The sequence below is a fragment of the Bradyrhizobium sp. 137 genome (assembly GCF_023074095.1).
Taxonomy (GTDB): domain Bacteria; phylum Pseudomonadota; class Alphaproteobacteria; order Rhizobiales; family Xanthobacteraceae; genus Bradyrhizobium.
In genome coordinates this window covers 1-22,296 of record NZ_JADPKU010000037.1, presented here as the reverse complement: position 1 = coordinate 22,296, position 22,296 = coordinate 1, and the positions used below count along the sequence as shown (strand labels likewise).

Sequence of the window (22,296 nt, the reverse complement as noted above, 5' to 3'; positions counted from 1 at the left end):
TCCATTTGGCTGCGCCGGCTTTCGGCTTGGATGAGTTCGACGTTGAGAGAGCGGGCGAGCCGAGCCGTGACCTGCTCCTGTAGGGCCGTAAGATTTGACCGATCGCCGTCAAAGCGGTCCGACCAGACGTCGCGACCAGTCGACAGGTCGGAAAGTGATACGTTCATACGGACCCGATCTCCGGGCCGCTGCACCGCGCCCTGTACCGCCCATCGGATACCAAGGTCCTTGCCGAGCGTCTTCAAATCGACCTGCTTATTCTTATAGGTGAAAGCCGTCCCGCGACCGATCACGAACGTCAAACTTCCAGCAACCAACGACTGCCGCAATCACGATACGGCCGATGAACGAGGGCAACGTCCCGGAGTTCCTTCGGCTAATGCGAGGGATCGTCAGCTTTGAGCGCGGTGAGAACTTCAGCCTCACCGAAGCGGAGCTGCTTCGCCGTGGCTTCGGCGAGCGCCCTGAGTTTGGCGCTTACGTCGCGGATACGGGGCTAGGGTGGCTTGCTGGAAAGGCGGTCCACTACGAAATCCCGTTCATGCATACTCTGCGACCGCTTTTGATGCTGAAGTGGCTCTATGTTGAACCCGAGTGCCGAGGCGGCCGCGTCGGTCAAAGGCTCATGCGCCAAATGGCGCTACATGCGCGTACAACAGGGCACAAGTGCTTCTGCTGGTTCGTGCTGAACGACAATGGTTGGCGCAATCATTCTACCACGGTCTCGGTGCGACGGAGAACCTCGAGTGGCGGCGGTGGATCATGCCGTCCAACGCCTTGAACCAACTCGCGGACAGCGCAGATTGACCATCTGCTAGCAAGCCTAGAACACTGCCATCGCTACCGATCAGCGGCGATGCGGTCGAGACTCCCTTAATGGCCAGAGGACGCGGATGACGGATGCGCACACGTTGACGAAGTCGGCTTTGGGCAAAAAGCAAGAGATGGGCGTCGGTGGGAAAGCTCTAGCTTCCGTACGTTGGCCACGCATACATGAGCCAAATGCCGGGCAAAAGATCGATCGAACAACTGCGTTGGAGTTGCCTTGTCATTGCCGACAAGCGCACGGAAGAACACGAGAAACAGCAGGATCGCATAGACCGCCAGGTTCAGGAGAGAGAGAGTAATTCATCAAATGCTGGGCACCGAGCGCGAGTGCAGCCGGTCCGATCAGCTGAAAGAATGCGGTGAAAACGCCAAGGACTAGGCCAGCAAGCAGGCCGCCCAGCGTGGAAAGTACATGCACGGCCCCGTTTCCCTTCTTTTGCCTTCTCAGCTAGTCTAAAATCACTAAGTTCAGTGCATTGCTACTTCATTTCGCTCTCGAATGCCCATGTCTGCAGTGGACATGAGCCATCGCCCAGCACTGGGTACTTTGAGGCCCGCTTTCGCGACGTGAGATGACCGCTTTGGGTCAACCTCTGCCGTGGCAGCCCGGCAATCGTCTGTTGCCTTCCGACACCCGACATTCACCTCTCGTTGTTGAACGGCAGCCTCGGGCCAGTAGCGGCCCTCGCAGTATTTCAGCAATTACTGAAATATCCTTGACATTAACCAATCATTTCCATATTCGTTGAAATATGAAAAAGAAGGATGTTGTAGCAGCCCTAGCTGCTCTCGCTCAAGATAACCGGCTTGATGTATTCCGGTTGTTGGTGCAGGCCGGGCCAGAGGGAATGTCGGCCGGTGCGGTGTCAACGGCTCTCGACCTCGCGCCAAATACGCTGACCTTCCATTTGGATCGGCTAAGGATGGCGGGGCTTGTCACCGTGCGCCGCGATGGCCGCTCGATGATCTACGCTGCACAATTCGAGACCATGAATGAACTGCTCGGCTATCTCACCGAAAACTGCTGTGGCGGCACCATCGAATGCACGCCCGCCGTCGCCTGTAAGCCTGCGCGCAAGCGCGCGAAGGTCCCAGCCTAGAAGGAGTGATCCCATGAAACGCCTGCATGTTCACGTCGCCGTTGATGATCTCAGCCAATCGATCGGCTTCTATTCGGCGCTGTTCGCCGCCCAACCCGCTGTCGTCAAATCCGATTATGCAAAGTGGATGCTCGACGATCCGCGCGTAAACTTCGCGATCTCTGCACGAGGCCGGGAAGCTGGCCTTGATCATCTTGGCATTCAAGTCGAGGACGCCGAGGAATTGCAGGAGGTCTATACCCGCCTGCGCACCGCAGGCGGCAATGTAATTGAGCAAGGCCAGACGGCATGCTGCTATGCCAAATCTGAGAAGTCATGGATCGATGACCCGGCTGGCATTGCTTGGGAAACGTTTCTGACGACCGGCGAAAGCATCAACTACGGAGATGGCTCGGGCGAGAAAGAAGCCCGCATCGCGCACGAGAAGCAGAGCGGCGCGCGCTGTGCGCCCCAGCCAACGGCTAAAGCGTCGGCGTGCTGCTAATCATGGATGTCATTATCTACCACAACCTGGATTGCGGAACCTCGCGCAACACGCTTGGCATGATCCGCAATGCGGGGATCGAGCCGCACGTGATCGAGTACCTGAAAACACCTCCGGCACGTGCGCTGCTCAAACAACTGATCGAGCGCATGGGTGTGCCCGTGCGGTCGGTACTTCGCGAGAAAGGCACGCCGTTCAATGATCTCGGTTTAAACAAGCCGAACCTTACTGATGATCAGTTGCTTGATGCGATGATGGCGCATCCGATCTTGATAAATCGTCCAATCGTGGTTACGCCGAAGGCGGTGCGCCTATGCAGGCCTTCGGAAGCCGTCCTTGACCTTCTCCCGGCCCAACGCGGCGGTCAACGATCTTCGGCAACCTGATGCCGACGCTTGCACAGCGCGCCTTCGCCGAATGGTTAGGCACGGCGTTCCTGTTAGCGGCCGTGGTCGGCTCGGGCATTATGGCTCAAAACCTCGCGGGCGGGAACGTCGCGCTCGCGCTTCTCTGCAACACTATACCGACCGGCGCAATCCTCGTTGTATTGATCCTAATCTTCGGACCGATCTCAGGCGCACATTTCAATCCCGCTGTCTCAATTGCTTTCGGCCTGCGTAGGGAACTGTCGTGGCCTGACGCAGCGCTTTACATCGCCATGCAAGTCATCGGCGGAATGGCGGGCGTCTGGGCCGCGCATCTGATGTTTGACCTGCCGGTATGGCAATTCTCGACGACTGTGCGCTCGGGAGGCGGGCAATGGTTTGCGGAGGCGGTCGCGACCTTCGGACTTCTTCTTACGATTTTCGGTTGTGTTGCGCGAGCGTCGTCGGCGATACCCTACGCTGTCGGTCTCTACATCACCTCGGCTTACTGGTTCACGGCCTCGACTTCATTTGCCAATCCTGCCGTTACTATTGCGCGGGCTACGTCTAACACGTTCGCGGGAATTGCTCCCGCAGGTGTGGTCGCCTTCATCGCGGCGCAGTTAGCCGGGATGGCTACGGCGGTGATTGCCGGAAAATGGCTCTGGGATGAAGGTAGCGACAATAATCGCGAGCCACGATGAGGCGCGAGGTCCGGTTTGGGTCAAAGGCTGCCTTGGCCCGCTCGGATCGCCTTGTTCGGGTCACCTTTAGTAAGCGGACCTCGCGGCGCGCTCAGCTGAGGTCGGCACGGGGCAACTTGCGGACTTCGTCATTCCAATTTCGGTGCCGATAGCTATTCCACGGCCTTGCACAGTCCTTTTTCTTGCCAGCCGTGATCGTGTGCCCGATTGACCCAAGGTTCCCGCGTATCGTGCAGGACGAGCGCCAATGCACGCCGTTCGACAGTGCCCGTGGCGGTCGGCTTGTGCGGGACGTTCGCGCGCACAATGACTGGCTGCCTCCCGGTCGGCCGATTTGCCTGCCCTCTGGCGTCTCCATGCATCCTTCGCCTTGTACGACGTGAATCAGCTCTGGTCCGGCGTGACGGTGAACCGTTGTGGTTGCACCGGGCAGCATGATCGCCTCAGGGCCAGTAGCGGCCATCATCGTTAACCGAAAGGATGCCCGAAGTTTACGCGGCGTGCCGCAGTCCCGCACGACAATGCGCGAACGGCGCGCGAAATGAATTCGTCCGCCGCCGATGATCGTTAATTAGACGCGACTATTTCAGTCCCTTTACAAACGCGAGGATTGTATCTGTAAGAGTCGTGTCTTCCGTATTCACTGAGTAAATTTCCGACATGTGGCTATGGCCTTTCAGCACCGCAAACGTTTGGCAGTGATTGTTAGCGCACATCGCAGCCTTCAGAGTTTCTGCTTGGTCGATGTAGTACGGAACATCAATTTCTCCGCGCACGACTAACAATGGCAGCTTTGATTGGGCCAAGCCATTTAGCGAGGATCGCTCCCGCCACAATTCGGTATCCGCGCCGAAATAAGATTTCTGCCCCGCCACTTCGATTTGGGGGCGAAGGTCATATGTGCCGGACACAAGTATTGCACCGACGACCACGGGCACGGCTGCGCGCGCTAGGTAACTGCCGACGTGCGATGCCCCGGCAGAGTGCCCCATCAGAAAAATGCGGTTTGGATCGCCCCCGTAGTCCCGGATTTTCTCCTTTGTCCATGCCACTGCCGACGCGACATCGTCCGCCGCCGCGGGCCAGGGATAGTCGGGCGCGAGCCGGTAGGTCATGTTGACTCCGACCATCCCATTCTTCGTCGCCCACAACATGACATTGTCATAGTAGGGGCTTGAGCCGGCGCGCTTGTCGCCCCTCTCATATCCGCCGCCGTGAACGAAGATGAGAACGGGACGAGCCTCGGCGGTCGTTGCCCGAAACACGTCCAGCAGATTTCGCTCGTGTTGGCCGTACTTGATGTTTCGATCGACTGTTACGTTTTCATACGGCTCTTTCGCTTGCAGCGGCGCGTACAACTTTCCCGTTTCGGGAGCATTTATCACAGCGCCCATTGCCTTAACCGCCTCAGCTTTATCCGGAGGCATTGGACCCGCCGAGGCTGACTGAAGGCTGAGCAACGTGGTTGCAATGGCAATAGACCGACGCATTTCCGACACCTCAAAATGGATTGCAGGATAATCTTCTTGGAAGGCAGGACCCTCAGCGCAAAATCCAGACGGCACTCGACCTATGGTGAGTACCCTACAAGACAAATGTATCCCGCGATTTTGGTAACGAAAGCGACCTTCGAAACGGGTGTTTTGTCAGCACCGGGACGTGGCGATAGATAGCTGACTTCTGAAAAAACTCCCTCTTGGGCGCGAGCCAGTTCTTCCCCATACGGCTTGCCCGAGGCGTCTTTACTATCCTTCTGAACAAGGCCGAGGCGCGCACGGTTGGGATTGGCCACCATCTTGCCGTCCGAGCCCGCGCAGGTCGGATACAAGTCCCGGTCGCTGAAGCTCGGGTCGCTCTTATTGATTTTTTCGATTGTTGCAGCCGGGTCGGCCTTAATGCCGGAGACGACCCTTTCAAGCATGGCGCGCGCCTCACTTGCGGTGCCGTACTGTTGACCAATGGCTGCTTGGATGAACAGGACTGAGGCGACGCCAGAAAGAATGATCCTAATCATCGTTCGCCCCCGACTAAGATAATGAATTCAATCCCTTTCCCTTCGCAGCTTCGAATCGGCCTGTCGAGATGCAAATTTGTGCTTGCGCTGCGCGTTTGATGGCGACTGGTAAAGTCCGCTGTGGGGCCATTAGGAAGTGCATCGCCTGAATTTACCGGTCAGGGTGTTCGCTTGCCAGCGAGCGGCTTGGCTATCTCCAGCGCGCAGTCTATGAATAGCCGCCGCGCTGGATTGGGAGTTCGGCCCTTCAGCGTGATGATTCCGATCGGCCACATCTGCGCAGGCATTTCGACAGGCAAGATTTTCATCGACAGCCGCTTGGCGCTGAAATGCAGCATCGATGCCGGAAGAAAGCTCAGGAAGCGCTCCGATGACAGCAATGCCGACTGCATCAGAATCGAGTACACGGTCACGCTGGGCCGCGGCACCTCGAGTGCGGACGCGTGAAATGCATTAGCAATCCAGCCGCCCGGAAAACTTTCGCGCGGTGGCAGGCACCAGCGCTCGTTGACCAACTCGGCGAGGCGGATCTTGCGCCGCCGCACCCACGGATTGTTCAAGCCTGCAACGACGACGCCGCTTTCGTGCAACAGCTCCCGCACATCGGTGTCAGCAGCCGGCGCCGGGCTCGGCAGCCGTCCGATCATCAGATCGATATCGTGGTTGCGCAGATGCCGGTCCTGAAGCTCCGGCGGTTCGCCCTCGATGATATGAAGCGCGAGCCTCGGATATTGGCGGGATAGCCGATCGATGATGGCAGGCAGCAGGCCAGCCATCACAGGTTCCGTACTGCCGATGCGCAATTCGCCGGTTGTCGGATCAGCCAGCGCTTGCAGCTCGTCCACGCCACTTCGCAAATCGTTGCTCAGGGCGATGCTACGTTTGAGCAACGCCTCGCCATAGAGCGTGGGCGCCACCCCGAGACGGCTTCGCTCGAGGAGCGGAAGGCCAAGCGTTTGCTCGAGGCTCGCGATCATCTTGGAAATGACGGGCTGCGAAATGGCAAGGTGCTCGGCCGCCTTCGCCATGCTCCCGTGCTCGACGACAGCGATGAAGACATTCAGCTGCCGCAGCTTGATACGCTGACTAATCTGGGATGCGTCGAACATGCGACCCTTTCCGAAACGGAATAGAAGGATCGGAAAATAGAACTTTCCATATATAGGTATCAGGAACAAGCTGCAAATCGATAGTGACTTCTCACTTGCGAGCTTTGGAGCAGCACCATGTCGGAGATACCGTACTTCCGCCTGCCCCGTCGCACGTTCCTGCTGGGGGCCCTTGCAGCATCGTTGTCGGCCCGTCAGGTCGCCGCGCAAACCTATCCATCCAACCTCATTCGAATTGTCGTCCCGACGAGTGCCGGCACGCCGCCCGACATCATCAGTCGCCTGGTGGCCGATGGACTTGCGGCCAACGAAGGTTGGCGGCTCGTCGTGGAAGATCGGCCGGGCGCTTTGCAAACCATCGCAATGAATGACGTAAGCGGCCGTCCGGCGGACGGCTACACGCTGCTCACCATGAGCTTGCCAATGATGGTTACTCCGACCCTGCTTCCGAAGGCAGAGACACGACCCGACGCGGATTTCGATCCGGTCGTCAAGATATCGACGTCCTACACGGTGCTCGTCACCACGCCATCGTTGCCCGTCAATTCCCTGCCCGAACTGGTCGCGCTGCTCAAGAGCAAGCCCGGAAAACTCAACTTCGCGTCCGCTGGCTTTGGCACACCTTCGCACCTGATTGGCGAGATGTTCGCATTGCAGGCCGGCGTGCACGCCACCCACGTACCCTATCAGCAGTTTTCGCAGGCTATCGCCGATCTGATCGGCGGCAACGTTGAATACATGTTCGTGACCACGCTTCCGGTCATCGACCTCATCGAGACCGGCAAGCTGCGCGCCCTCGCCGTCGCCGCGCCTGCGCGGATCGCCGCCCTCAAGAGCGTTCCCTCGGTGGCCGAAGCAGGCTTTCCAGATCTCGTGACGGCCGATTGGATCGGCTTTGCCGCCAGGCGAGGCACGCCCGCGGAGATCACCTTGCAGCTCAACAAAGCGATCAACAAGGTTCTTGCTGAGCCTAAAATCCGCGCTTCGCTCGACAAGATAGGAGCCGTGCCCGTCGGCGGCACCGCCGCAGAATTTGGCGATGGAATCCGGTCCGATGTTGCCCATTGGGCCAAGATCGTCAAGGACGCGGACATCAAGCTACCCTAATGAGCGATGCCGGACCCAAAGGCCGGACGGGCCGCCGCGATGAAGCAGCATTTGCGATCACGCCGCCGCAGATCGTCGGCCCGTTCTATCCAATTCGGGAACGTCCCGACCTGGCAACCAATCTGGCGCGCCCAATGGGCAGCGCCGCCGAGGCGCAGGGCCAGCTCATCTATGTCAGGGGGCGCGTGCTCACTCCTTCTGGAGAGCCGGTGTCGCATGCACTCATCGAAATCTGGCAAGCAAACGCTGCAGGGAAATATCGTCATCCGAGCGATATGAACCCAGCGCCGGTCGACCCCAATTTCAAGGGTTTCGCGCGCCTGACCGCAGACGCGTCCGGCTGCTACAGTTTTCGTACGATAAAACCGGGCCGCTATCCGACGGCAGAAGGCGAAATCAGGCCGCCGCACATTCACCTCACCGTCGACGGCCAGTTCGATCGCCTGGTAACCCAGCTCTATTTCGCTGGCGAAGCCGAAAACCTGACCGACCGCTGGCTCAACGCGGCTCCGCACCCCGACCGACTGATCGTCAACTTGCAAGAGCCGCCATCCCACCTCGAGAAGCACGCGATGGTCGCGGATTTCGACATAGTCTTGGCCAGCGGATGATGGCGGTGTAGGAGGGCTTCCAAGTCAGGCTTCGGGTCAACATCTGCCGTGGGAGTACCGCCCTACTCCAGTGATGGGGGTCGCGACCTCTGGGCGCAACGGGACTGCGACAGTCTCATACAGCTCTCGCATTCTGCGCCACACTGGCAGGTCCGCTCTGGGGTCACATGCTGAAGCGAAGAGACTTCACGGCCCTAATCCGCTCTCCAGCTGAAAGCAGACGGTCGTTGGATGGTCGGGCGAGGCAGCTAAGGGCCATCAGCGGCCATTCATTCCTGACCAATCCGCCGATAGACTTATCGACATTCGGCATTGGATGCACCCCTCGCGGCCAGCGCGTGCTGGACCTGGTTTGCCGCATAATCGACCATCTCGCGGTGAGCCATCGCCGCACCATGCCGCTTGGCCTCCGCGAAGGCGGCCTCGCCCATCACATCGCGAACGCGGGCGAGAGTGTCGGGCAACTCCTGGAAGAAGCTGGTGGACGGGATCATTTGGGAAAGGGCTCCGCTAAGCGTGGCCGCGACCGTCGGGTGGCCGAGCCGCTCAAACAGCAAAATAAGGGTGGCGGTCGTGAGGGTCGCAAGACCTATCTCTGTTGACTGGCCCCAGATCTCGAGCATTCGCGGCAGGGTTCGCAACGTCTTGACCGGATCGCCGCTCCGCACCTGCAACTCCGCGACGGCGGGGATGATGACGATCTCCCAGTAGCGATTACCGGATGTCCTTGCATGAGCAAGGGCCATCTCCAACGCATCCAGGGCACACCTTGGGTTGGCCTCGCTAAAGGCTCTTCCCTTGGAAAACAGCGCCGCGATGAGCGAACTTGGCGTTCGCGCGGCCGCAACCTTGTCAACGATGTCGTCGGCGATCGCCATCGCCTCGTCATGCGCGCCGGCCATCGCCAGGTAAAAAGGAAGCGTCGCCAGGCATTGCCGCTCGCGTCGGTCCGCCGGGTGCTCGGCGCCGGCACGCGCAAACTTGACAGCGCTTTCGGCATTGCCCTGTCGGGACGCAATCATGGCCAGAACAGAGAACGCCCAGACTGGCGGGTCGAAGTTGGCATTGCCTATCAGCGCTGTCGCTTCCTCGGCGTAGAGCGTCGCCTCTTGAACACGTCCCAGGTTCCAGGCCCTTTTTGCTGCATAAGTCAGCAGGGCGCCGAGCCGGCGATGGCCGGCGCGTCGTGCCGCATCGACGATCTCCGTCGGCCAATTGAGCGGTTCGCTGCGCACGCGGAGGACCGCCATGCTCGGGACCCTGGATGCGATCCGGGCCGCAACATCGATATCATCTTGGCTGCTCGCCCACCGAAACGCCGCGCGCAAATTGTCCACTTCCTGATCGAGCCAGACATAAGCCATCAATTGCTGCGGGCTTCGCCAAATCCTATGGTGCGTCTCAGCATCCTCCGCGAAAAATTGCGCATGGCGGCCCCGAAAGACCTCTGTTTCACCCAGCATCGCGAGCCGCTCCTCGGCAAACTGTCTGATGGTTTCGAGCTGGCTGTAGCGAACTGCATTCCCGACCCGTTTGGCGCTGAGCAGCGATTTTCGTACCAGTGAGTCCAGGAGATAGAGAACATCGGCGGCCGCGATGTCGCCGCCGCTACAGATGCGCTCGGCAGCCTCCAGCCCGAAACCTCCGGAAAATACCGATGCGCGCGAAAGCACGGCCTTCTCGGATGGCGACAACAGGTCATACGACCATTCGACGGCGTGGCGCAGCGTCTGATGTCGCTTCAAAACGTGTCGCGACCCGCTGGTGAGCAGACGGAAGCGTTCATGCAGGCGATCGCGGATCTGAGTGGGACTCATTGCCCGCGTTCGGGCTGCTGCGAGCTCGATGGCCAGCGGAATGCCATCAAGGCGGCGGCATATTTCACAGATCGTGTCGGCGTCACCATTGAGTTCGAAGTGTGGCTCCACGAATCGCGCGCGCTCCACGAACAGCTCCACCGCTGGCGCATCGATTCCGTCGCCGCACTCGAGGGGAAGCACCGGGTAGGTCCGCTCGCCGTGGACCATCAGCGTCTCCCGGCTGGTCGCCAGCAGGCTGACATGCGGGCATGTTGACAGGATCTCCCGTGCAAGGCCGGCTATCGCATCGATCAAGTGCTCGCAGTTGTCGAGAATGAGAAGCAGGCTCCGTCCGGCAAGCGCATTGGCGACGCTTTGCTCGATCGTCTTGCCGGGTTGTTGTGTGATGCCGAAGACGTCGGCGACGGCGTGACCGGTCGCATTGGGATCATCGAAAGCGGCAAGCTCCACCAGCCACGTGCCATCCGGATAGTTGTCACGCATCGTCGCCGCAAGCTGGAGGGCGAGCCGTGTCTTGCCGATCCCGCCGGGGCCGGTCAGCGTGACCAGCCGCGCGCTGGAAAGTATCCGGCCGGCTCTGGCGACATCTCTGTCGCGGCCCAGAAAGCTTGTTGCCTGGACGGGGAGATTACCCGGCGCGGCATTCGCATGCACCGATGGCGGAATGCTTCTGCTCAGGCCTTCCGTGTCGGGCACTTGATCGATCCAGCCGACCGCACCCTGTGGCACCGAACTACATATCGCTGAGGCTTTGGGCTGCGTACGGTTCCACTCTCGCAAGAGATGGCGCTGCAATGTCTTGGTCTGCGCGTCGGGCTCAATTCCCAATTCCCTGGAGAGCAGTTCGGCGCAGGTTCGATACTGGCGGAGCGCCGCGCCCTGTCTGCCCTGCCGGGCATACAGCCCCATCAGGGTGCGATGAACACGCTCTTGCAGGGGATCTGCGGCAAGCAGGCGGGTCGCAATGTGAATGCCACGTTCGATCACTCCTGCGGACAGGTGATGATCGAGCAGCTTCGCCATGCCTTCCAAGGCGAGTTCACGGAATCGCTGACGTTCCGCCGCTGCCCAGCTTTCAAATTCTGGTGCCGACACCTGAAAGCCGTCGAGGAATTCGCCACGATAGAGTCCGATGGCCCGCTCCAGGTTTGCCACGCCCGGCTCCGCGATAAGCTCCTCGAACACCCTTGCATCGATTTCGAGGGCGGCCGGCTCAAGGCGGATGGTGTCCTCCTGAGCGACCAATGCGGTAGGACAGATGTGCGACAAAGCCTTGCGCAAAAGGCTCAGCGCCTGTCGCAGACTGTCGCGGGCCTGCGCCTCATCGTGGTCGCCCCACAACAGCGCCGCAAGCTTTGGTCGCGCCTGCGGGTCGTCCGGGTGCAGTGCCAGATAGGCCAGCAGGGCTGTCGTCTTCTTGGTGGCCAACGGGATGGGCTCTCCGGTGTCCGTTTGGAGCCGGAAACTGCCAAGAAGTGCGAGGTTTGCCTTCGCCATATCCGCCGGCCCTGTACTCAGGGTGCAAAAAGACCCGGTCCGACGATTTTGCGAATTTATCACGCGCGCGCCGACAGGTCCATTGCGGCGGGTCGGTAGTCTACTCGCGAGGTCAGGGCCACCATTACCGATGGAGATTACGATGTGGAATCGCTTGTCGCTTGCCGCCGCCGCAGCCCTCGTGATGGGAACAGTCGGAGCCAATGCTGCAGAACTACCGACGTATGAAGTCCTGGGCTTTTCGATTACGCCGCACCAGTTCGTGATATTGGGACCGGCCAACGCGCAACAGGAAACGCCTGCGGCTGGCATATCCGCGCCGGTCCTGATGCCGCGCCAAGGGGCACGCGATGAGCGGACCGCCAGCAGCGGAGGACGCGCGATTACAGCGCTGGCCCTCTCTCCCGTTGTTGCGATCGACCCCACGCGGTAGATCGCGCTGTCGCGTGGTGGCTGATCTCCAGCAGCCACCGCGCGGCAGTCGCACTTCGTGATATCGCTGCGCTCCTTGCCGGCGAGCGAACGGAATGGGCGGACTATTTCCGAGATTTCAAGCCCGATGCCTTGAGGTCGTCCGAGGCAGGCATTTCATACCGGCGGTTCCACCGTCCGTCGAAGCAGCTGATCGCAACCTGTACACCCAGGAGGGTAGTAAGAGACCCGCTCCGCCCAAACCATCACTGCCGCGTGAACGAGACCGATTTGCGCGGCCACGAAGCCATCCCGAAACAAACTCGGCCTAGCGTCCTCACTGACCTGCAAAAGGAGCGACGGCCATGATCGGCGCAACTTGGAATCGCAAAGGACGCAAGCTCGTCATCGCAAATTCCCTGGCCGCTGCGGCTGCTTTATTGGTCGTGGCCGCTGCTCCCCGGCCTGTCTCGAGTGCCGCCCTCGGCAGTGAATGGCAATGTAGCAGGTCGGCGTTTGTTCTAACGACGTGCCGTCCAGCGTCTGAAGATGATGTGACGCGAAAGCCGCTGGCTGAAGCAAAGCCGCTGGCGGAAGCGCCGAGCTTAAGCGAACAGACCGGCGCCGGCTGGGGTGAACTTCACGTAGGTGTCACTCTCGTGCAACTCGAGCCAGCCTCGCTCGATCGCGAACTTGAGGCCGGCACGATACTCCGCTGCCGTGGCCTTATCGCCGAAATAGGAACAGGACGTTGAACTTCTCGATGTAATTCCGGCCACATGGACCGGCCCCGTTGTGGACCCGCGCCGAGACTTTCTCGGTCTCGTGCGCAGATAGCAATGCGAGTCATTAATCTCATACCCGCTTGAGTTACGTTCCGAGCCCGCGCAGGCTCGATTTCAATTGCGGAGTTGACCGCGCTGCAACGGAGCGAGGTCCGCCCTGGGTCAAACTGCGAAACTCAGGATGAGAAAATCTGGTCCGCTCTGCCGCAAAAGCCGGACCTCCATGACACGAGCCGTGACTTCGCCCAATAACGGACACGTACGCCTACGGGCGGCCTACTTGCCCTCGTTCCATATGTCGGTGGCGAGCTTCCAGTCATTTCCGACCTTTTCCCAAACAACGACGTACTTCCCAGTCACTTCCTGCGGTGTCGGCCCTTTGGTCTTCAGAGCAAACGTGCCGATCTCGCGTGCCGCCGAAGGGCCGAGCGACTTCACGTCAACAGTTGTGAGCTTCGGGTCGCCGACTTGATCCGCCATGCCTTTCCACATTACTGCGATGGCTGCTCGGCCCTGCACCAACGAGGAGCCGGGCGGCATCGCGATCGCATCAGCGGTATAGAGCGAGCCGATACCAGAGAAATCGCCCTTGTTGAAGAATTCAATAAATTTGGTGTTGATCGCTTCAATCTCGGGCTTCTGAGCCAAAGCCGGAGCCGCCAGCGAGACCACGAATACCATCACCAGTACGATGTTGCGCATGATCGTCTCCAACTCAATGTACGATTCGATTGCAGCGCGGGTGTTGCCCACAGCGGAGGCGTCGAATGCCACATCCCAGACCGGGTTTGACAAAACAGCAACTCCGGGGAATTACCGTAAGAAATATTGACGAACTGAGTGCGACGTGGCGCCCTAGCCAACTCGCTCGGTCCTGAGAGCGACGAGAGTGATTGCTCCTTGCCGTGGCGGCCCGCGCGGACGAGATGACGCGCCGTATCGCCAGCGTCGATGCGGAGCGAACAGCTTCCCATCTTGGTTCACGTCCGAGTTGCGTCATCAACCGACGAGGCCCGCAAGCTGGGCCACTTCCGCTCTGCCGCCGGAGGCCGTCGTTGACAGGTCCATGCCTAAGCCGGCACGACCACCTTGCCGATCGGCCACAGCGCGATGCCTGCGAGCTTCAAATGCGCCCAGGCGAAGGGGATGCCGATGATGGTCACGGCGAGAACCAGGGCGGTGAGGAGATGGCCGAGGGCCAGCCACCAGCCGGCGAGCACGAACCAGATGATATTGCCGATCACCCCGAGCGGGCCGGTGCCGATATCGCTCATCCCGGTGACCTCGTCGCGCCGCACCGCCTTCGAGCCGAATGGCAGCAGCGTGTAGACGGCGATGTTGAAGGCCGCCCGCGCCCAGGGCAGGCCGATGATAGTGATGGCCATGATGACCGCGGCGATCAGCCAGCCGAACGCCATCCAGGCGCCGCCGATGAGGATCCAGAGCAGGTTGAGCAGGATGGAAACGGGAGCCATGGGATGATCCGAAGGTGGATGACGCCATCTATATAGGTTCGAAATCTGTCTCTGCGAAGACGGCTCGATACCCACAAAACGAAGCCCGGCTGCGCGAGGCGACATCCGGGACCTTGGCTCTCACTGTCCCGGGTATCGCCTTGCGCACCCGGCTAGATCTTGCGTCCGGCCTGCTCCCAATAGGGATCGCGCAGGCGGCGCTTGAAGATTTTTCCGGAATCTTCGCGCGGCAGCCCGCTGCGGATCTCGATGTGCTTCGGCACCTTGTAGTCGGCGAGCGAAGCCTTCAATCGCGCCCGGACCTCGGCGGCCTCGAGCGTGATGCCGGCCTGCGGCTCGACCACCGCCATCAGCGCCTCCCCGAACTCGGCATCGGGGATGCCGAACACGGCGCAATCATGCACGCCAGGCACTGCGTGCAGCACGGATTCGATCTCGGCCGGATAGATGTTGACGCCGCCTGAGATCACCATGTCGCGCTTACGGTCGCAGATGAAGACGTAACCGTCCTCGTCGATGTAGCCGACATCGCCGGAGGTGATGAAGCCATCGCGGTCGATCTCGGCGCGCTTCTCCGGCTTGTTGTGGTAGGTGAAATCGGCCATCCCGGCCATGCAGGAATAGATCTCGCCGACTTCGCCCACCGGAAGCACGCGGCCGTCATCCCCGATGAAGCGCAGTTCCGCGCCGGGCGAGATCCTGCCGACCGTGCCGGGCTTCTTCAGCGCATCCTCCGAGGTTGCGAAGGTGACCGCGCTGGACTCAGTCGAGCCGTAGAATTCGTAGATCACCGGTCCCCACCATTCGATCATGGCGCGCTTGACGTCGGCCGGACATGGCGCGGCGGCATGGATGACGTGGCGCAGCGAGGAGACGTCATATTTCCTGCGCACCTCTTCCGGCAGCTTCATCAGGCGGATGAACATGGTCGGCACCATGAAGATGGTGTCGATCCTGTATCGTTCGATGAGTTCGAGAAATTCTTCGGCCTCGAAGCGCGGCATCAGCACCAGTGCGCCCCCGAGCTTGCCGGCGCGGATGCCGAAGGAGTTGGGCGCGGAATGATAGAGCGGGCCCGGCAACAGCGCGCGGGCGCCGGGCTTGAGGCCGTAGATCATCGCGCGCATGCGCTCGCCGGCAGCCTGCTGCTCCGGCGTCGGCGCATTGCGGCGGACGCCCTTGGGATGGCCTGTCGTCCCCGAGGTGTAGATCATGCTCATCGGCTGCGGCACGACCGGGCCGTCATAGGGTTGTTGCTGGGCGAGCCAAGACTCAAAATCGATCGCGAACTCCGGAATCTTCAGATGATCCGGATCGATCTTGTAATTGGACAGGATTTCCGGCGGCGTCGGCACGCTGAGCACGGTGACGCCGTTCGATATGGCACCGCGCAAGGCATGCAGCATGTCGGCATGTCCGATCAGCACGGAGGTGCCGGTATCCTCCAGGATGTAATTGATCTCCTCCGGCTTGAAGTGCCAGTTGATGGGCACGCCATAGGCGCCGAGCCGCATCGCAGCATAGGCGGCCTCCAGGAAGGCGATGTCGTTGCGCATCAGCATGCAGACGCAATCACCTGGCTTGACGCCGAGCTCGGCAAGGCCACTCGCGATGCGGTCGGCACGGTCAGCGACCTCGGCGTGAGAGCGGCGACGGTTGCCGGAGACGATGCCCAGGAATTGAGACGTTTCGCTCATTTGTTCTTCTTCTTGTTCAAAGTCGCCCTCATGGTGAGGAGGCGCAAAGCGCCGTCTCGAACCATGAGAGCCCGTGGCCCATCCCTCGAGACGCCGCTGCGCGGCTCGTCGGGATGAGGTCTGTGTTAATCCGCAAACTTCGGCGCGCGCTTCTCCAGATTGGCCCGCACCGCCTCGGTCTGGTTCGCGCTGCCGATCAGCTTCTGCTGCTCGACGGATTCGGCGAGCAGCGCGGGGCCCGGATCGACCGAGAGATTGTTGAGCAGGCGTTTTGCCGCACGGATCGCGTCGGGACTCTTGCCAGCGATCTCGCGCGCGGCTTCCAGGGCCGCTGCGCGCGGATCGTCGCAGATGCGGGTGGCGAGGCCGTAAGTCATCGCCTCCTGCGCGGAGAAGATGCGGCCGGTGTAGGTGAGATCGCGCAGGATGTCGTCGCGCACCAGGCTTGCCAGGATCGGCGTGCCCGCCATGTCGGGCACGAGGCCCCATTTGATCTCCATGATCGACATCCGCGTATCGGGTGCGAGGAAGCGCATGTCGGCGCCGAGCGAGAGCTGGAAGCCGCCGCCGAAAGCAACGCCGTGGACGGCCGCAATCACAGGCACCGGAAGCTGACGCCAGCCCCACACCGCGGCCTGCGGAAAGTTCGCCTGCCCATGCGTGCGCTTGGTGAGGTCACGATTTTCGCCACCCGGAATTCCGTTGCCACCCTTCTCCTTCATGGCGGCAAAACGCCCCATGTCGAGGCCGGCGCAGAAAGCGCGGCCCTCGCCGGACAGCACGACGACGCGCACGCCCTTTTCCTTCGAAAGCCGCTCGGTCGCAGCGACAAGGGCCTCGAACATGGCCTGATCCAGCGCATTCATCTTGTCGGCGCGCATCAGGCGCACGTCGGCGACGCCGTCCGAGATCAAAATCGAGACGCGCTCTTCCATGGATGAATTCTCCCCTGTTCTTGTTCAGTGCCGCTTTACAGGACGCTGGCGGCCGGATTTAGTCAATCGACCAATTAACTGACAATCCCTACGGGGGAAACACCCATGTTCAAGGAAAATCTTCTGGCCGGACGCCGCATTCTCGTGACCGGCGGCGGCACCGGGCTCGGCAAGTCGATGGCGGCGCGCTTCCTCCAGCTCGGCGCCGAGGTGCACATCTGCGGCCGGCGTAAGATCGTGTGCGACGAGACCGCGACCGAATTGATGGATCTCTATGGCGGCCGCGTCACCAGCCATGGTGTCGACATCCGCAACGCTCTCGCGGTGGAGGAGATGATAGAGACCATCTTTCGCGACGGTCCCCTCACCGATCTCATCAACAATGCTGCCGGCAATTTCATCTCGCGCAGCGAGGAGCTCTCGCCGCGCGGCTTCGATGCCGTCGCCAGCATCGTCATGCACGGCACGTTCTACGTCACGCAGGCGGTCGGCAAGCGCTGGATCGCCTTGAAGCAGCCCGGCAACGTCGTCTCGATCACCGTGACCTGGGTGCGCAACGGCTCGCCTTACGTGGTGCCATCGGCGATGAGCAAGTCGGCGATCCACGCCATGACGATGTCGCTCGCCACCGAATGGGGCCGCTACGGCATCCGCCTCAACACCATCGCGCCGGGCGAAATCCCGACCGAAGGCATGAGCAAGCGGATCAAGCCCGGCGACGAGGCCGGCGCGCGCACCAAGGCGATGAACCCGATGGGCCGAGTCGGCACCATGGAGGAACTGCAGAACCTCGCGGTGTTCCTGATCTCCGGCGGCTGCGACTGGATCAACGGCGAGACCATCGCCATGGACGGCGCGCAGGCGCTCGCCATGGGCGGCAATTTCTACCAGCTCCGGGACTGGAGCGACGACGACTGGAAAGCCGCGCGCGAGAGCATCATGGCGCAGAACGAGAAGGACCGGGCCAAACGGGGATGATCTCCCCCGTGCCCCGGACGCAGCGCAGCGCGCCGCCTTCGGCCTGGTGCGCTGCTGAGCGCCGGGGCCCATCTCGCCGGATGCTGGGTCCCGGCTGAGCAGCGCATCACTTCGTGATGCGTCGCGTTCGGGGACACGAAACCGCGGCTGATTTGTCCCGTCTTGTCTTCACCCGCGGATGACGCCACACTCTGCGGCATAAGAACAAGACGACGGCAGAAACATGCCCACACAGCCTCTGGCCAATCTCGCCGACATGGTGCGCGAGCGCGCGAAAAGCCGCGGCAGCGCCATTGCCTACGAGTTCGAGGGCCGACTCACCAGCTTCGCCGAATTCGACGTCAACACCAACAAGGTCGCCCACGCGTTGATCGCAATGGGCGTGAAGAAAGGCGACCGCATCGCCTATCTCGGCAAGAACAGCGACATCTATTTCGAGCTGTTGATGGGCGCCATGAAGGCCGGTGTGGTGATGGCGCCAGTGAATTGGCGGCTCGCGGGACCCGAGGTCGCCTTCATCGTCGAGGACTGCAAGGCGCCGGTGCTGTTCGTCGGGCCGGAGTTCATCGCGCTCGTTCGCCAAATCAAGGACCAGTTGCCGGGCCTGCGTACAATCATCACCACCGAAGGCGGCGCGCCGGAATGGCAGGATTTTGCGGCTTGGCGGGACACGCAGAGCGGTGACGATCCGAGGGTCCCGATCGACACCAAGGATATCGCGATCCAGCTCTATACGTCGGGTACGACCGGCAAGCCGAAGGGCGCAATGCTCTCGCACGCGAACTTCCTCAATCTGGTACAGACCGGTAATGCCGAGGACAAGCCGGAGTGGAACCGGTGGTCGACCGATGATGTCTCGCTGGTGGCGATGCCGATCTTCCACATCGGCGGCTCGGGCTGGGGCGTGATGGGGCTCTATCACGGCGCCCGCGGCGTGATCGCGCGCGAGTTCGATCCGACCAAGGTTCTGGACTTCTTCGAGCAGTCCGGGATCACGAAGCTGTTCATGGTGCCGGCGGCAATGCAGTTCGTGGTGCGGCAGCCGCGCGCGAAGACGGTCGATTTCTCGCGGCTGAAATACATGCTGTATGGCGCCTCGCCAATTCCGGCGGCGCTGCTGAAGGAGTGCATCGAGGTCTTCAAATGCGGTTTCGTGCAAATGTACGGCATGACCGAGACCACCGGCACCATCGTCGCGCTGCCGCCGGAAGACCACATCGAGGGACTGGAGCGGATGCGCTCGGCCGGCAAGGCACTGCCGGGCGTCGAGATCGCGATCCTGGACGTCGACGGCAAGCCGCTGCCGCCGCGCCAGGTCGGCGAGATCGCGACGCGCTCGGGCTCCAACATGGCCGGGTATTGGAACGTGCCCGAGGCGACCGCCGCTGCGCTTCGTTCCGACGGCTGGCTGCGCACCGGCGATGCCGGCTACATGGACGAGGACGGGTATCTCTATATCCACGATCGCATCAAGGACATGATCATCTCGGGCGGCGAGAACATCTACCCGGCCGAGGTCGAGAGTGCGTTGTGCGATCATCCTGATGTCGCGGAGGCCGCCGTGATCGGCGTGCCTGACGACAAATGGGGCGAGGCGGTGAAGGCCATGGTGGTCATGAAGCCTGGCAAGCAGGCCACAGCCACCGACATCATCAACTTCACCCGCGAGCGCATCGCTGGCTACAAGACGCCCAAGACCGTGGAGTTTCTGCCGGCGCTGCCGAGGAATCCGAGCGGCAAGATTTTGCGGCGCCAATTGCGTGAGCCGTATTGGGCCGGGAAAGAGCGACGGGTGAATTGACCGCGTAGTGCCGTAGGATGGGCAAAGGCGCAAAGCGCCGCGCCCTCCATTCTTCGACGATTGCGGGAGAGGTGGTGGGCACGCTTCGCTTTGCCCACCCTACGGTGCTAGCGCTAATGCTTCCCCGGCCCCATATAGCCGAACAAGAACCCGGCCACCTTCCGCATCTGGATCTCCTCACTGCCCTCGGTGATGCGATAGCGCCGGTGGTGGCGGTAGATGTGCTCGAACGGCTTGTGGCGTGAGTAGCCCATGCCGCCATGGACCTGCATGGCGCGGTCGGCGGATTCGCAGCAGAGGCGGTTTGCCCAGTAATTGCACATGGAGACGCGATCAGAGAGCGTGCGCTCAATCTGCTCTTCGGTGAGCTGGTCCATCTCCCAGGCAGTCTTGCGGATCAGAAGACGCAGCATCTCGGCCTGCGTGGCGAGCTCGACCAGCGGGAACTGGATCGCCTGATTCTCGGCGAGCGCCTTGCCGAACGGCTTGCGCTCGCGGGCATATTTCACGCTCTCGTTGATGCAGTAAACCGCGGCGCCGAGCGAGCTCGCGGCCTGGCGGATGCGGTTCTGGTGCACGAAGCACTGCGCCAGCGACAGGCCGCGGCCCACCTCGCCGAACAGCGCATCCTCGGGCACGAACACGTCCGTGAAGCTGACGCGGGGATGGTCGGTCGGCATGTTGAAGGTCCACATGTACTCCTCGACCTTGACGCCGTCGCTCTTCGCCGGCACCAGGAAACAGGTGATGCCGCGCGCATCGCCGTGATTGCCGCTCGTGCGCGCAAACAGCGCGCAATGCGTGGCAACATGCATGCCTGTCGTCCACATCTTGTCGCCGTTGATGATCCAGCCCTTGACGTTGTCGCGGGTCGCCGGCACCGCGCGCGTCTCCATATGGGTGGCGTCCGAGCCGTGATGCGGCTCGGTTAGGCCAAAGGTGATGCGGTACTTGCCTTTGATCGAGCCGTCGATCATCGCCTTCTGATCGTCGCGGCCGTAGCGGTCGAGCATGGTGACAACGGGGAAATTGCCGACGATGGAATGCTCGTTCTGGAGATCGTTGTGCAGGCCGAGTCCCTTGGCGGCAAAATGCTCGCGGATCACGGCCATCCAGAGATTGGAGCCGTCCTTGCCGCCAAATTGCTTCGGCACCGGAAAACGCAGATGACCCGCGGCGTCCGCCAGGTCCTTGGCCTTGCGCAGCAGCGCCTCCCATTCGTGGCGCGGCAGGCCGCCATTCTCGAAATCGGTGCGCGCCCATTCGCGGCGGTGATCGAAGAAGCGGATGTTGTCATCGGCCTCCTCCAGCGGCTTGATCTCGCGCTCGATGAAACGGTCGAGCTCTCCGAGATAGGCGACGAGATCGTCAGGCAATGAGAAATCCAAGGGTCTCTCCCTCAATGATTTTTCGTTTTGCGTTAAGGCGCTAAGCGCATTCTTGCTTCGCACGATTAAGCGGAGAAGAGCGCATCCAAGTCAAGCAAGCCGAGACGTGTGAGGCACGCAAGGCGCGCTTGCGCATTTCGGTGGTGCTCAAGCGCACCCGCGCGCTAGTATGACGACAATATTCCTTCACGAGAAAATGCGGGAGCGATCATGGAGCTGAAATTTTCCAAGGTGGAACGCAAGGGCCCGATCACGATCGTCACACTGTCGCGGCCCGAGGTCTATAACGCGCTGCACACGGACGCGCATTTCGAGCTCAACAAGGTCTTCGACGATTTCTCGGCCGATCCCGAGCAATGGATCGCGATCGTCACCGGCAGCGGTGACAAGGCGTTCTGCGCCGGCAACGATCTGAAGTGGCAGGCCGCGGGCGGCAAACGCGGCTGGGACAAGGGTGGGTTTGCGGGCCTGACCTCGCGGTTCGACTGCGACAAGCCGATCATCGCCGCCGTGAACGGCGTCGCGATGGGCGGCGGCTTCGAGATCGCGCTGGCCTGCGACCTCATCATTGCCTCGGAGAATGCCACCTTCGCGCTGCCCGAGCCGCGCGTTGGCCTGGCCGCGCTCGCCGGTGGCCTGCACCGCCTGCCACGGCAGATCGGCCTCAAACGCGCCATGGGCATGATCCTTACCGCGCGGCATGTCAGTGCCAAGGAAGGCCTCGAGCTCGGCTTCGTCAACGAGGTGGTGCCGCGAGGCGAGGCGCTCGACGCCGCGCTGCGCTGGGCGGAGATGATCACCAAGAACTCGCCGATGTCCATACGGGCCTCGAAGCAGGCAATCCAGAAAGGGCTTGGCGTCTCGCTGGAACAGGCGATCGAGCAGCAGCGGGAGTATCCGGCGGTGAAGGCGATGGTGGCGTCGCAGGATTACATCGAGGGCCCGAAGGCGTTTGCGGAGAAGCGACCACCGAAATGGGTGGGGAAGTAAACGAGTCTTTCCCCCCGTCATTGCGAGGAGCTCTTGCGACGAAGCAATCCAGACCGCCTCCGTGGAAAGACTCTGGATTGCTTCGCTGCGCTCGCAATTGTGCATGTTCACTAATTCGCTGATTGGATCGCTCCAGCGGAGGACGATCCGATGCGCGACAACAGCTATGACCGGACGATTGAGCGCAACTATCTGCA

The 22,296-nt window shown here is 61.3% G+C and carries 20 protein-coding genes and 1 pseudogene; 11 read left to right on the top strand and 10 right to left on the bottom strand.

The window, feature by feature from the left end:
* A pseudogene (locus IVA78_RS06875) lies at nt 1–293 on the bottom strand (adenylate cyclase); the annotation flags it as partial.
* 1,287 nt (nt 294–1,580) lie between these two features.
* On the opposite strand from IVA78_RS06875, the gene IVA78_RS06870 reads away from it, so the two are divergent.
* Genes IVA78_RS06870 through IVA78_RS06855 form a run of 4 tightly spaced genes read left to right on the top strand, consistent with a single transcriptional unit; the run spans nt 1,581 to nt 3,481 of the window.
* Nucleotides 1,581–1,928, top strand: coding sequence for a helix-turn-helix transcriptional regulator (locus IVA78_RS06870; protein ID WP_247279756.1), 348 nt, complete (start codon nt 1,581–1,583; stop codon nt 1,926–1,928).
* 13 nt (nt 1,929–1,941) lie between these two features.
* Nucleotides 1,942–2,412 (top strand): ArsI/CadI family heavy metal resistance metalloenzyme, encoded by a 471-nt coding sequence (locus IVA78_RS06865; RefSeq protein WP_247279757.1) that lies wholly within the window; start codon nt 1,942–1,944, stop codon nt 2,410–2,412.
* A 2-nt stretch (nt 2,413–2,414) separates the two neighbouring features.
* Complete coding sequence (arsC, locus tag IVA78_RS06860; RefSeq protein WP_247279758.1) at nt 2,415–2,798, top strand: arsenate reductase (glutaredoxin); 384 nt, start codon at nt 2,415–2,417, stop codon at nt 2,796–2,798.
* Nucleotides 2,798–3,481, top strand: coding sequence for an MIP/aquaporin family protein (locus IVA78_RS06855; protein WP_247279759.1), 684 nt, complete (start codon nt 2,798–2,800; stop codon nt 3,479–3,481). The genes arsC and IVA78_RS06855 overlap by 1 nt, the downstream gene beginning before the upstream one ends.
* Nucleotides 3,482–4,062: 581 nt before the next feature.
* Here the strand turns inward: IVA78_RS06855 and IVA78_RS06850 are convergent.
* The 3 genes from IVA78_RS06850 to IVA78_RS06840 form a co-directional block, all read right to left on the bottom strand.
* Nucleotides 4,063–4,875: an alpha/beta hydrolase gene (locus IVA78_RS06850; RefSeq protein ID WP_247416717.1), complete on the bottom strand. Its 813-nt coding sequence runs from the start codon at nt 4,873–4,875 to the stop codon at nt 4,063–4,065.
* A gap of 176 nt (nt 4,876–5,051) precedes the next feature.
* Entirely contained in the window at nt 5,052–5,495 is a 444-nt protein-coding gene (locus IVA78_RS06845; RefSeq protein WP_247279761.1) for a cache domain-containing protein, read from the bottom strand.
* A 158-nt stretch (nt 5,496–5,653) separates the two neighbouring features.
* Nucleotides 5,654–6,604, bottom strand: a complete 951-nt coding sequence (locus tag IVA78_RS06840) for a LysR family transcriptional regulator (protein ID WP_247279762.1) — start codon at nt 6,602–6,604, stop codon at nt 5,654–5,656.
* Nucleotides 6,605–6,787: 183 nt separating this feature from the next.
* On the opposite strand from IVA78_RS06840, the gene IVA78_RS06835 reads away from it, so the two are divergent.
* Complete coding sequence (locus tag IVA78_RS06835) at nt 6,788–7,711, top strand: tripartite tricarboxylate transporter substrate-binding protein (RefSeq protein WP_247464884.1); 924 nt, start codon at nt 6,788–6,790, stop codon at nt 7,709–7,711.
* Entirely contained in the window at nt 7,711–8,322 is a 612-nt protein-coding gene (locus IVA78_RS06830; RefSeq protein ID WP_247279764.1) for a protocatechuate 3,4-dioxygenase, read from the top strand. Before IVA78_RS06835 ends, IVA78_RS06830 begins: the two co-directional genes overlap by 1 nt.
* Before the next feature lie 296 nt (nt 8,323–8,618).
* Here the strand turns inward: IVA78_RS06830 and IVA78_RS06825 are convergent, their stop codons facing one another.
* A complete protein-coding gene (locus IVA78_RS06825; protein ID WP_247279765.1) occupies nt 8,619–11,570 on the bottom strand; it encodes a BTAD domain-containing putative transcriptional regulator in 2,952 nt (983 codons plus the stop codon).
* Between the two features lie 211 nt (nt 11,571–11,781).
* On the opposite strand from IVA78_RS06825, the gene IVA78_RS06820 reads away from it, so the two are divergent.
* Nucleotides 11,782–12,072, top strand: a complete 291-nt coding sequence (locus tag IVA78_RS06820) for a hypothetical protein (protein WP_247279766.1) — start codon at nt 11,782–11,784, stop codon at nt 12,070–12,072.
* Nucleotides 12,073–12,415: 343 nt separating this feature from the next.
* The gene (locus IVA78_RS06815) at nt 12,416–12,805 is read left to right on the top strand and encodes a hypothetical protein (RefSeq protein ID WP_247449744.1); all 390 of its coding nucleotides are present in this window, start codon (nt 12,416–12,418) and stop codon (nt 12,803–12,805) included.
* A 306-nt stretch (nt 12,806–13,111) separates the two neighbouring features.
* Here the strand turns inward: IVA78_RS06815 and IVA78_RS06810 are convergent, their stop codons facing one another.
* The 4 genes from IVA78_RS06810 to IVA78_RS06795 form a co-directional block, all read right to left on the bottom strand.
* Nucleotides 13,112–13,537, bottom strand: a complete 426-nt coding sequence (locus IVA78_RS06810; RefSeq protein ID WP_247464881.1) for a DUF4440 domain-containing protein — start codon at nt 13,535–13,537, stop codon at nt 13,112–13,114.
* A gap of 368 nt (nt 13,538–13,905) precedes the next feature.
* On the bottom strand, nt 13,906–14,310 hold the full coding sequence (locus IVA78_RS06805; RefSeq protein ID WP_247279769.1) for a YccF domain-containing protein: 405 nt from the start codon (nt 14,308–14,310) through the stop codon (nt 13,906–13,908).
* A gap of 152 nt (nt 14,311–14,462) precedes the next feature.
* On the bottom strand, nt 14,463–16,007 hold the full coding sequence (locus IVA78_RS06800; RefSeq protein ID WP_247279770.1) for an acyl-CoA synthetase: 1,545 nt from the start codon (nt 16,005–16,007) through the stop codon (nt 14,463–14,465).
* Nucleotides 16,008–16,132: 125 nt separating this feature from the next.
* Nucleotides 16,133–16,942: a crotonase/enoyl-CoA hydratase family protein gene (locus IVA78_RS06795; protein WP_247279771.1), complete on the bottom strand. Its 810-nt coding sequence runs from the start codon at nt 16,940–16,942 to the stop codon at nt 16,133–16,135.
* Between the two features lie 105 nt (nt 16,943–17,047).
* On the opposite strand from IVA78_RS06795, the gene IVA78_RS06790 reads away from it, so the two are divergent.
* Both IVA78_RS06790 and IVA78_RS06785 read left to right on the top strand, forming a co-directional pair.
* Entirely contained in the window at nt 17,048–17,920 is an 873-nt protein-coding gene (locus IVA78_RS06790; RefSeq protein WP_247279772.1) for an SDR family oxidoreductase, read from the top strand.
* 223 nt (nt 17,921–18,143) lie between these two features.
* Nucleotides 18,144–19,721: a fatty acid--CoA ligase gene (locus IVA78_RS06785; RefSeq protein ID WP_247464877.1), complete on the top strand. Its 1,578-nt coding sequence runs from the start codon at nt 18,144–18,146 to the stop codon at nt 19,719–19,721.
* 113 nt (nt 19,722–19,834) lie between these two features.
* On the opposite strand, the gene IVA78_RS06780 is transcribed toward IVA78_RS06785, so the two are convergent.
* A complete protein-coding gene (locus IVA78_RS06780) occupies nt 19,835–21,109 on the bottom strand; it encodes an acyl-CoA dehydrogenase family protein (protein ID WP_247279774.1) in 1,275 nt (424 codons plus the stop codon).
* Nucleotides 21,110–21,319: 210 nt separating this feature from the next.
* Here IVA78_RS06780 and IVA78_RS06775 point away from each other — a divergent pair, with 210 nt between their 5' ends.
* Nucleotides 21,320–22,099 carry an enoyl-CoA hydratase-related protein gene (locus IVA78_RS06775; RefSeq protein WP_247279775.1) on the top strand — a complete coding sequence of 260 codons (780 nt, stop codon included), beginning with the start codon at nt 21,320–21,322 and terminating at the stop codon, nt 22,097–22,099.
* Nucleotides 22,100–22,296 lie beyond the last annotated feature (197 nt).